This is a genomic window from Photorhabdus sp. RM323S (genome assembly GCF_042879375.1).
GTDB lineage: Bacteria > Pseudomonadota > Gammaproteobacteria > Enterobacterales > Enterobacteriaceae > Photorhabdus > Photorhabdus tasmaniensis.
The window spans coordinates 1-11,670 of the sequence record NZ_JBHFKZ010000080.1; the positions used below are offsets into that span (position 1 = coordinate 1).

At 41.0% G+C, this 11,670-nt stretch carries 9 protein-coding genes and 1 other annotated feature; of the genes, 3 read left to right on the forward strand and 6 right to left on the reverse strand.

Translation table 11 applies throughout. The features are described 5' to 3' along the window. Positions 1–443: 443 nt before the first annotated feature. The 3 genes from clpB to rluD all read right to left on the reverse strand — a co-directional run bounded on the left by clpB (position 444) and on the right by rluD (position 4,862). The gene (gene clpB, locus ACGF7G_RS20870) at positions 444–3,017 is read right to left on the reverse strand and encodes an ATP-dependent chaperone ClpB (protein ID WP_387468095.1); all 2,574 of its coding nucleotides are present in this window, start codon (positions 3,015–3,017) and stop codon (positions 444–446) included. 135 nt (positions 3,018–3,152) lie between these two features. Next, positions 3,153–3,884: a purine nucleoside phosphorylase YfiH gene (gene yfiH, locus ACGF7G_RS20875; RefSeq protein WP_133816150.1), complete on the reverse strand. Its 732-nt coding sequence runs from the start codon at positions 3,882–3,884 to the stop codon at positions 3,153–3,155. Beyond that, on the reverse strand, positions 3,885–4,862 hold the full coding sequence (gene rluD / locus ACGF7G_RS20880) for a 23S rRNA pseudouridine(1911/1915/1917) synthase RluD (RefSeq protein ID WP_133816149.1): 978 nt from the start codon (positions 4,860–4,862) through the stop codon (positions 3,885–3,887). 138 nt (positions 4,863–5,000) lie between these two features. Here rluD and bamD point away from each other — a divergent pair, with 138 nt between their 5' ends. The 3 genes from bamD (at position 5,001) to pheA (ending at position 7,803) form a co-directional block, all read left to right on the forward strand. Continuing rightward, complete coding sequence (gene bamD / locus ACGF7G_RS20885) at positions 5,001–5,732, forward strand: outer membrane protein assembly factor BamD (RefSeq protein ID WP_133816148.1); 732 nt, start codon at positions 5,001–5,003, stop codon at positions 5,730–5,732. Between the two features lie 289 nt (positions 5,733–6,021). Then, a complete protein-coding gene (gene raiA / locus ACGF7G_RS20890; protein ID WP_133816147.1) occupies positions 6,022–6,360 on the forward strand; it encodes a ribosome-associated translation inhibitor RaiA in 339 nt (112 codons plus the stop codon). A 109-nt stretch (positions 6,361–6,469) separates the two neighbouring features. Further along, positions 6,470–6,591 (forward strand) — a sequence feature (Phe leader region). A gap of 54 nt (positions 6,592–6,645) precedes the next feature. Beyond that, on the forward strand, positions 6,646–7,803 hold the full coding sequence (gene pheA / locus ACGF7G_RS20895; protein WP_133816146.1) for a bifunctional chorismate mutase/prephenate dehydratase: 1,158 nt from the start codon (positions 6,646–6,648) through the stop codon (positions 7,801–7,803). A 40-nt stretch (positions 7,804–7,843) separates the two neighbouring features. On the opposite strand, the gene tyrA is transcribed toward pheA, so the two are convergent. From tyrA to ACGF7G_RS20910, 3 genes are all read right to left on the reverse strand, one after another. Further along, positions 7,844–8,965, reverse strand: coding sequence for a bifunctional chorismate mutase/prephenate dehydrogenase (gene tyrA, locus ACGF7G_RS20900; protein WP_387468098.1), 1,122 nt, complete (start codon positions 8,963–8,965; stop codon positions 7,844–7,846). 5 nt (positions 8,966–8,970) lie between these two features. After that, positions 8,971–10,065: a 3-deoxy-7-phosphoheptulonate synthase gene (locus ACGF7G_RS20905; protein ID WP_166296228.1), complete on the reverse strand. Its 1,095-nt coding sequence runs from the start codon at positions 10,063–10,065 to the stop codon at positions 8,971–8,973. Between the two features lie 646 nt (positions 10,066–10,711). Continuing rightward, positions 10,712–11,515, reverse strand: coding sequence for an alpha/beta fold hydrolase (locus ACGF7G_RS20910; protein WP_133816144.1), 804 nt, complete (start codon positions 11,513–11,515; stop codon positions 10,712–10,714). Between the last annotated feature and the right edge of the window lie 155 nt (positions 11,516–11,670).

The window sequence follows — 11,670 nt, forward strand, 5'->3', positions numbered from 1 at the left end:
ATTAAAAGCTTGATGCTCAAAGAAACTGACTGTTATTTCGTCATGAATTAACTGTTGTTCACTCTTCAAGACTTTAGTGTATTTTTTTGTGATACGGTCTTGTGAGTGCCCACACAGATTGTCTGATTAATTGTTAAAGAGCAGGCTGAAACAAAAATTAATATTCTTGTTCAGCCGGGCTGCGTATACTACGCTTTTCGCCCGCAGAGTCAAGCGCTTAATTCACTTTACCCTGCCTGGCCTCACACGCTTTGTCAGCGTTGTGTCGGTCAGTGGTGGCGCATTATAGGGAGTTCTTCGGCGCTGGCAAGCGTTTAATTACAAAAACAATTCGATCGCTCACCAATTAAGCAAAAACAGTACTGAATTGCGATTCCTTGCACAAAATGGCAAAAAAAGAGGCAGTTTCCTACCTCTTTAAATATCTTTAGTTAAGTATAAAGTTATTGTTTTGCCACTATATGGCTATTTTCCACATCCAGAGTCACTGGTTTTCCTGGTAATAACTGACCGGAAAGTATCTTTTGAGCTAATGGGTTTTCGATTTCCTGCTGGATAGCTCGTTTCAATGGTCGTGCACCATACACAGGATCGAACCCGGCTTCTCCCAGCATTTCCAACGCTTGCTGAGTAATAGTAACTTGATAGCCACGCTCTTCCAGACGTTTGTACAAACGTTGCAATTGAATATCTGCAATTGCTGACAAATGCCGACGTCCTAATGGATGGAACACAACAACCTCATCAATGCGGTTAATAAACTCCGGTCTGAAATGATGGCTAACAGTTTCCATCACCATATCTTTCATTTCACCATAATTTAGGTTACCAAAACGCTCTTGAATCATATCCGAGCCCAGGTTAGAAGTCATGATCACAACCGTGTTACGAAAATCGACAGTACGGCCTTGCCCATCAGTCAATCGACCATCATCCAATACCTGCAACAAAATGTTAAAGACATCCGGATGCGCTTTTTCCACCTCATCAAGCAAAATGACAGAGTAAGGACGACGACGAATAGCCTCTGTCAGATAACCGCCCTCTTCGTAACCGACATATCCTGGGGGCGCTCCCACCAACCGTGATACTGCATGCTTTTCCATAAATTCAGACATATCGATACGCACCATTGCATCATCGCTGTCAAACAGGAAATTAGCCAAAGCTTTGCATAACTCAGTTTTACCCACTCCAGTTGGGCCAAGGAACAAGAATGAACCAATCGGACGGTTTGGATCAGATAGTCCAGCCCGATTACGGCGAATCGCATTGGATACCGCATCTACCGCTTCATCCTGACCAATAACACGTTTGTGCAATTCTTGTTCCATACGCAGCAATTTGTCTTTTTCACTCTCAAGCATTCTGGAAACAGGAATACCCGTCCAACGAGCAAGAATTTCAGTGATTTCCGCATCGGTCACTTTGTTACGGAGCAGTTTCATAGGCTTACCTTCAACTTGTGTGGCTGCGGCAAGCTGCTTCTCCAATCCAGGTATTTTCCCATACTGAATTTCAGACATCTTCGCTAAATCACCACTACGGCGAGCTTGTTCCAGACTGATACGGGCATTTTCCAGTTCTGCTTTGATATTCTGAGTACCAGTAAGTTCAGCTTTCTCAGCTTTCCACTCTTCTTCCAGTTCAGAATATTCACGTTCTTTCTCAATCAGCTCTTCATTAAGCATTTCAAGCCGTTTTTTACTGGCATCATCAGATTCCTTTCTCAGTGCCTGCTGTTCCAGCTTTAATTGAATAACCCGACGTTCCAGACGGTCCAGCGTTTCAGGTTTTGAGTCCATTTGCATACGCAGACTGGCACCCGCTTCATCAATCAGGTCGATAGCTTTGTCCGGTAACATACGATCTGAGATATAACGATGAGATAATGTTGCTGCCGCGACAATCGCAGGGTCTGTAATCTGTACATGGTGATGCAGTTCATAACGTTCTTTCAGACCACGCAAAATAGCGATGGTATCTTCTACTGAAGGCTCTGCAACGTAGACTTTTTGAAAACGACGTTCCAGTGCCGCATCTTTTTCAATATATTGGCGATATTCATCCAATGTAGTTGCCCCGACACAGTGAAGTTCACCGCGGGCCAGGGCAGGTTTTAGCATGTTACCGGCATCCATTGCCCCCTCAGCTTTACCTGCACCAACCATAGTGTGCAATTCGTCAATAAACAGAATGATACTGCCTTCCTGTTTAGAAAGATCATTCAGCACACCTTTCAATCGCTCTTCGAATTCACCACGATATTTAGCGCCTGCTAACAGTGCCCCCATATCCAGAGAAAGAACCCGCTTATTTTTCAGTCCCTCAGGGACTTCTCCATTAATAATTCGTTGAGCAAGCCCTTCGACAATGGCAGTTTTACCGACCCCAGGTTCACCAATTAAGACAGGGTTATTTTTGGTACGGCGTTGCAATACCTGAATAGTGCGGCGAATTTCTTCATCACGGCCAATCACCGGATCAAGTTTACCTTGTTCAGCACGTTCAGTCAGATCAATGGTATATTTCTTAAGAGCTTGGCGTTGATCTTCCGCGCCTTGGTCATTAATTTTTTCACCACCACGCATTTGTTCTATTGCCTTAATGATTTTTTCTTTTGTTGCTCCGACAGTTTTCAATATGTCGCTCAATGTGCCACGCTCTTCCAGCGCTGCCAGAACAAATAATTCTGAGGAAATAAAATTATCCCCCGCTTTTTGTGCTAGTTTGTCGCACAGATTTAAATGACGAATTAAGTCATTAGATGGTTGCACATCACCACCAACACCCTGTACCTGCGGCAAACGTTCTAAAGCCTGCTCAAGCTGATTGCTGAAACGACCTGCATCGATTCCAACTAACGTTAATAACGGACGAACAGAGCCACCTTCTTGTTTTAACAGTGAGCTCATCAAGTGAATTGGTTCGATGAATTGATTATCATGCCCCAGCGCAAGGGACTGGGCGTCAGCGAGAGCAAGCTGGAATTTATTAGTAAGACGATCCAGACGCATAACACCTCCAATACTGATTTCAGAATTTTGCTACTGGAGATTAAATGAGGCCATTCCTCAAATATTCAAGATGATTCTGAAAAGCAAATTGTGAGGCATTCTCTTATGCGCCAGTGGATCGCCCTATGGGATAGGTTATATCAGCCAGATTAAAGTTGCCATACGTCCAGTGATACCATCACGACGATAAGAGAAAAATTTCTCTTTATTACTGACAGTACACTCAATCCCGCCAAAAATCGCTTTTACACCAACAGATTGCAATTTTAATTTTGCCAGCAAATATATATCTGCTAAATATTTCTCACCAAAAGGTACAAAAGCTTTACTTAGATCAGAATTCTGTGCAATGAACGCTTCCATAACTTCACTGCCGACTTCAAATGCTTTCGCGCCAATTGCCGGTCCCAACCAGGCTTGAATTTGATCAGGCTTAGTTTTAAATTGAGCAACCGTATTTTCTAACACTCCAGCGCATAGACCACGCCAACCAGCATGAGCAGCTGCAACCTCATCACCAGCAGAACTGCAAAACAGTACAGGCAAGCAATCAGCTGTCATCACAGCGCAAACCTGCCCAGGAATGTCGGTGTAAACAGCATCAGCTTTATTATCTTCCACTGGCTGACCATCAAGCCTGACAACACGAGTGCCATGAACCTGTTCTAACCAGACCGGCTGTCGAGGCAATTCTGCCACTTTAGCCAGAATATGCCTGTTTTGTTCAACCACATCAGGCTCATCACCAACATGCTTACCAAGGTTCAGACTATCATAAGGCGACAAACTGATTCCTCCCAAGCGGGTGGAACTACAGGCTTTTACTGTCGTCGGTTGTGACCAATTTGGAAAAATAAGCGACGTCATTTACCAATCCATTTTGTCTTTAAATGCTTCTGTATCTGCTTTTAATGCATTAATCAGCATAACCATATCTTCCGGTAAGTTAGCATGCCATTCCATTTCAATTCCGGTAATCGGATGATAAAGGCGTAGCATTGTGGCATGCAATGCCTGACGATCAAAGTTGCGCATCACATCGCGGAATTCATCGGAAGCGCCTTTTAAAGGACGAGGACGACCACCATACAGCGGATCTCCCACCAAGGAATGACTAATATGGGCCATATGAACACGTATCTGGTGCGTTCTACCTGTTTCCAGCCGCAAACGCAAACGGGTATGCGCCCTGAAATGCTCCATCACCCGATAACGGGTAATTGCAGGTTTTCCCATCGGATGTACTGCCATATGTGTGCGTTTTGTCGGATGACGAGAAATAGGCTCTTCAACTATTCCACCAGCCGTCATACGACCTGTCGCTACAGCTTCATACTCACGGGTAATTTCGCGCAGTTGGAGTGACTCCACTAAACGAGTTTGAGCAGGAACAGTTTTAGCTATAACCATAAGCCCTGTCGTATCTTTATCAAGGCGGTGAACAATGCCCGCCCGAGGAACATCGGCTATTTCAGGGTAACGATATAGCAGAGCATTTAATACCGTACCGTCTGGATTTCCCGCACCTGGATGAACGACCAAATCACGTGGCTTATTTATTACCAGAATGTCATCATCTTCATAGACAATATCTAACGGAATATTCTGAGGTTCCCAACGTGCATCTTCCTCAATGATGGCATCAATTGAGATTTCTTCCCCGCCCAGTACTTTTTCTTTTGGCTTATTGATTAATTTGCCATTAACCTGAACTCTATCATCCAAGATCCAATTTTTTATGCGTGATCTTGAATAATCAGGGAACAATTCAGCCAAAGCCTGATCTAAACGTTGACCGAGCTGAGAATCGGCGACTGTTGTATTAAGTCGTATTTGTTGTGCCATATATTGTTTCTACACTTACGTTGAGTTTTGACGGCAGAGCCGTTTAATTTAATATAGTGTGCTATTGTAACTCGATCTTTTGCCGGGAGCTTCATGGATAGTCTCCCAGAAAAACACTCAGAGGATAATCAACACGTGATGATACGCATAAAACATCTGGTGGCAGCAGCCACATTGAGCCTGGTACTTGCCGGGTGCTCTGGTAGTAAGAATGCTGTCCCAGACAGCCCACCTTCGGAAATTTACTCCGCTAGTCAGGAAAAGCTGCAAAACGGTGACTATAAACCTGCGATCTCGCAATTAGAAACCCTCGATAACCGCTATCCATTTGGCCCTTATTCACAGCAAGTTCAACTTGATCTGATTTATGCTTATTATAAATCCTCTGACTTGGCAATGGCATTAGCTTCCATTGACCGCTTCATGCGCCTAAACCCAACTCACCCCAACATTGATTATGTTCTGTATATGCGCGGATTAACTTCACAAACATTGGATAACAGCGCACTGCAAAGTTTCTTCGGCATTGACCGCTCAGATCGTGATCCTGAACATGCCAGAGCATCATTCAGAGATTTTAGCCAATTAATACGTTATCATCCTAACAGTCTATATGCTGCCGATGCCAGTAAACGTTTAGTGTCTATCAAAGAGCGCCTGGCGAAATATGAACTTTCTGTTGTGGAATATTATAACAAACGCGGCGCTTATGTTGCGGTGGTAAATCGAGCGGAACAAATGCTGCGAGATTATCCTGACACACAGTCAACCCTGAAAGCACTACCTTATATGGAAAAGGCTTATGCACGTTTGGGTTTAACGGCACAGGCAGGTAAAGTAGCAAAACTCGTTGCTGCTAATCCAGCATAAAGAAACAGACAAAATAAAACAGCAGTTCCGGCTGCTGTTTTATTTTTTACTTAATAAAACACAAATAAGGACTGTTTATCAAGAAGGTTAATAAAGACTTAACTTATCAATAATGTCTCATAAGCTTTCATCCCGCAATAGATATTCTTCGTATTTTTATCGCTAATCACAATTACTTCAACTAGTTGCCACACATCCGATTAAAGGTGATTTAGATCACATTTTTTATGAAAAAGAAATGTATGCTGAAATTATTGAAGGTGGATAATCAATAATGAGAGGTAACTATATGATAGTGAACATTACCAGCAAACAAATGGAGATTACCCCGGCAATTCGCAACCACGTAGAAAACCGTCTGAGTAAACTGAATAAATGGCAAGTAAACCTGATAAATCCTCATATTATTCTATCAAAAGGCCCTCAGGTTTTTATGGCTGATGCAACCATAAGTATACCAAATGGTACGCTAGTTGCAGGTGCAAAGCATGAAGATATGTATGTTGCCATCAATGAATTGTTAGCAAAACTGGAACGTCAGTTGAATAAAGTACAACACAAAGGAGAAGCACGCCGTACTTATAACAGTGTTAAAGAATCAAATCTTGATCTAGAAACACAACAATAAAATAACTATGGCTTGTCTCTAACGCGTCCGATTTGGGCGCGTTTTTTTATTGACAGAAACAACAACATAAGGTTAATTAGGGTACATTGTTTATACGGACTGTGAATATGATGAATACAAACCTGTTTTTCTTCTCCTTCTTTTTTACCTTCCCCTAAGGGGGAGGCTTTCGTCCTTGAAGAAAGAACCAGAAGACGAACAGCAAGCCTCCCAATTGGGAGGCTTTTTTCTGTCCACTGCAAACATATTATTATCAGAATATGAATAACCAATTAGGAACTCATTATGGATCAAAACAATTTGCTGAAAATACGGAAAAAAGTCAGCGAACTCGATTTAAAGTTACTGATTTTACTGGCAGAACGACGCCAATTAGCCTCTGATATCGCACAAACTAAATTACAGGATAATCGTCCCATCAGAGACAAAGATCGTGAACGGGAGCTATTAGATGTTCTAATCAAAAAAGGAAAAAGCCACGGGCTTGATGGCTTCTATATCACCCGCCTGTTTCAAACGATCATCGAAGATTCTGTACTCACTCAGCAAGCATTATTGCAGCAACATCTCAATCAAACACCCTACGATTCAGCTCGTATTGCGTTCCTTGGTCCTCGTGGTTCCTATTCTCATATCGCAGCCCGCCAATATGCAGCACGTCATTTTGATCAATTAGTTGAATGCAGTTGCCATAAGTTCCAGGATATCTTCCCCCTGGTTGAAACCGGACAGGCTGATTACGGAATATTACCAATTGAAAACACCAGTTCTGGCTCTATCAATGATGTTTATGACTTATTGCAACATACCAGTTTGTCAATTGTAGGAGAAATAACGATTCCTATTAACCATTGCCTGCTAGTTGCAAGAAATACAGAACTATCACAGATAAAAACGGTTTACAGTCACCCTCAACCATTCCAACAATGCAGTCAATATATTAATCAATTCCCGCATTGGAAAATTAAATATTGCGAAAGCACCGCCGCAGCTATGCAAAAAGTCGCTGAACAGAATTCACCAGAAATTGCCGCTTTAGGCAGTGAAGCCGGTGGTGCACTTTATCAGTTACAAGTCCTGGAACAAAATCTGGCAAATCAATCACATAATATTACCCGTTTTATTATTGTTGCCCGTCAGCCCATCGAAGTTTCAGAACAGGTACCATCCAAAACGACATTTATTATGGCTACTGGGCAACAAGCGGGAGCGTTAGTAGATGCACTTATGGTGCTAAAAGAACATAATATTATTATGAGTAAACTGGAATCTCGCCCGATTAGCGGAAATCCGTGGGAAGAGATGTTTTATATTGATGTCCAAGCTAATATTCGTTCAATCAATATGCAACATGCCCTGAAAGCATTAGCGGAAATTACTCATTCATTAAAAGTATTGGGATGTTACCCAACAGAAAGTGTAGTTCCAGTCAGTCCATCTTGATTAAAAAGAACCGGATATTCCGATATCCGGTTCTTTTTAATTATTGACGACTATCATTCGCTTGTTGAAGCAATACTCTGCTCTCTTTCATAAAGTGAAGCGCATAATCACCAAACCATTCACTAACATCTTTAAAACTGCTGATAAAAGCCTGTTTATCTTGGTTTTCCAGTAACTCAAGCGCTTGTCCAAAACTTTGGTGATAACGACGTATAAGATCAATATTCTCTGGCGATGACATAATAATATCAGCGTAAAGCTGAGGATCTTGCGCAAACAATCGCCCTACCATAATCAGCTCCAGACGGTAAATTGGTGAGGATATTGATAATAATTGTTGTAAATCAGTATCTTCCTGTGCGAGATGTTGCCCATAAGCGAACGTCGTGAAGTGGCGTAACGCCTGGATAAAACTCATATTTTTATCATGCTGTTCAGCATCCATCTGATGCAGGCAAGCCCCCCAAATCAGCAGCTGTTCCAAAAACCACTGATAAGCTTCCTCCTGGCGTCCGTCACAGTAAACAACAACCTGTTTTACCAAGCTGCCTACATCCGGCCCAAACATAGGATGTAGCCCCAAGACTGGACCTTTATGCACATCAAGCATAGCCTGTAATGGTTTCTGTTTGATAGATGCCAAATCCACCAAAATACAATGATCAGGTAGTGGTGGTAAACGGCGAATAACCTCTTCTGTCAGATGTATAGGTACACTGATAATGACCATACCTGCACCAGTCAGAATCTGCTCTGCGTCAGACCAATCTTGTGATTCCAGATTTTTGACTTCATAACCAGACAAAGTTAACAACCGACCAAACAGTTTCCCCATTTTACCCAAGCCACCAACAATGACTATCGACCCTAATTGAGGGCAGAGAGTTTTAAACCCTTTGTCATTTTCGCTGTTATAAGACTCCCGCATAATGCGACGCAGAATATCTTCAATTAAATCCGGTGGAACACCAAAATCTTCAGCCTCCTGCCGACGTGAAGCAAGCATCGCCATTTCTCTGTCAGGCGCATAAATTGGCAACCCATTCTGGCTTTTTACCTCACCGACCTCTGCAACTAATTCCAGTCGCTTTGCCAGTAAATCCAACAAAGCTTTATCCACTTCATCAATCTTGTCCCGCAATTGAGATAATTCAGCCACCATACTTATTATCCTGCTTTTTTCAAAATCGTAATTCTTTGCGACAATTGCGGACTGATTTGCTGATGCAATTTTCTCAGAACCGCTTCTGTAGTCTGCCAATTAATACAAGCGTCAGTCACTGAAACACCATATTTCATTCCACAACGAGGTTGCTCAGAAGATTGGTTACCTTCATTAATATGGCTCTCCAACATAATCCCCGTGATAGATTGGTTACCTGAAATAATCTGCTCTGCTACAGAATCTACAACCACGCTTTGGCGACGAAAGTCTTTATTAGAGTTACCATGACTGCAATCAATCATCAAGGATGGCAATAATCCAGACTTCATCATCTGCTGTTCACATTCCATTACATGTTCAGCGCTGTAATTAGGTGTTTTACCCCCACGTAAAATAATGTGTCCATTCGGATTCCCTTGTGTTTGCAACAAACATACCTGCCCTGACTGATTTATTCCCATAAAACGATGTGGCATAGCAGCTGCACGCATCGCATTAATTGCTGTACTTAAGCTACCATCAGTCCCATTTTTGAAACCAACCGGCATAGATAAACCTGAAGCCATTTCCCGGTGTGTCTGAGATTCTGTCGTTCTTGCGCCAATTGCCGACCAACTAAACAAATCGCCTAAGTACTGTGGACTATTCGGATCTAAAGCCTCTGTTGCAAGGGGTAATCCCATTTTAACCAAGCTAATTAGTAAACGACGGGCAATATGCAAACCCGCTTCCACATCAAATGAACCATCCATGAACGGATCGTTAATAAGACCTTTCCAACCCACTGTTGTTCGAGGTTTTTCAAAATAGACACGCATTACGATGTGCAGACTGTCACTTAATTCAGAAGAAAGTACCGCCAAACGATGAGCATAATCCAGAGCTGCATCCACGTCATGAATAGAGCAAGGGCCACATACGACCAGTAAACGGGGATCACGACGCTGAATAATGTCAGCAATTATTTTACGTGCATTTGCAATAGTATGCAGATCATTACCACTGAGTGGATATTGTTCTTTTAGTTCTTCCGGAGTTATAAGAATTTGTTCACCACTGATGTGAACGTTATTAAGTGCATCTTTTTGTATGAACATTTCAGTTATCTCCTCAAATTGTCATTCTGTGTTAATTTATTTTTATGTATTTGACCAATAACATATCATGCATCGTAAAGAATTCAATCCAAATGTGTAAATAAAATATAAATAGTGTAAATATTTATTTACACCAATGGGATTTTTAGCCAAATTATAAATACATCCAGATAATTATTAATAATATTAAAATTATCACAAAAAAAAACACATTAGAAATAATTATCAATATTAAAACACAAGAATTAATATTTTGTTATTATTGATTTTGTATATTTATATTTAAAATCATCAAGTAAAAAAACATTCATCTCGTTTTTATTATTGAGAATAAATAACATTAACAGTCGTACTTTATATTTCAGTTAAATCATCTCAATTTATTTATATGAAATTAATGAACCATATTAATAAAATATTAAGTTATTTCAAACTCACTATTTTCAGAAATTCATTAAGGAAATTTATGATAATACTACAGCCAGAGATATAATAGTTATATGCTTATTACCAGCAGACGTTATGAAGGAGATCTGTATCACCCGTTCTTATATATGGGTTATATCCTGATGAAAATATTGATGCAGATCTTTACTAAACTCAATATTAAAGGCCGGATAATCCGGCCTTTTCATTAAAAGAACCGTTACAGAACTTGCTGTAAAAAAACAACTAATTCCTGATTAACTTTATGGGGTTGCTCCAATGTTGAAATATGCCCCGCGTCCTGAATAACAACGTAATCACAGCGAAGTATTTCAGCCATCAAGTAACCTTCCAGAGGTGGGCGGGGCATATCTTGTTCACCAGTGATAACAAGAACTGGTATATCTAATCTTTCCAACAAATGAGTTCTATCTTCACGTCCAAAAATCATTCGTCCTAACGGAATAATACTATTACATAATACTTCCGCAGGAATTGTTACCAAACTCTGAGTTAACTCATCAATCAAATTTTGCGCTGGTTTCTGACTGAAAAAAATTGGCACTATTTGTTGTAAGATAGATTGCGGAATAGCGCCAGCCTGCTCTATCACATCCAACATAGCAAAGTATTTTTTATGGGTAACTTCAGGCTCTAACCCCACAAAGGTATCCATCAAAACCAATGCCTTAACTCTGTCCGGCACCATCGCTGCTAATTCAGTTCCCCACATACCGCCAGCCGATAAACCAATTACAGCAAATTCTTTAATTCCAAGTTGGTCCATTAACGCTAGGTAATCTCGCGCTAAATCAGCCAACGTTCTATGCTGCTCTGGTAATTCCGCCGAATTTCCGTGTCCCCACAGATCGGGAGCAATCACTCTGTATTTTTTACTTAAAACTTCGATTTGTGGTGCCCACATATCCGAGTTAAACAAATAGCTATGACCCAGTAATAGCGGGAAACCTTCCCCTTCATCTCGGTAAGCCATTGTTTTATTATGTAGTTGAATAGTTTTCAAAAGAAATCCTTATTTTTAGTTAGTTATGCATGAAATCATTTTAAAATACCCAGGATAATTTTCTTTAAGATTATTACTGTCAGATAATAAGATATTGCCGAGTAATTCATCAATAAATTAAAAATATAAAAAAAGAGGCCAGCAATTGCTGGCCT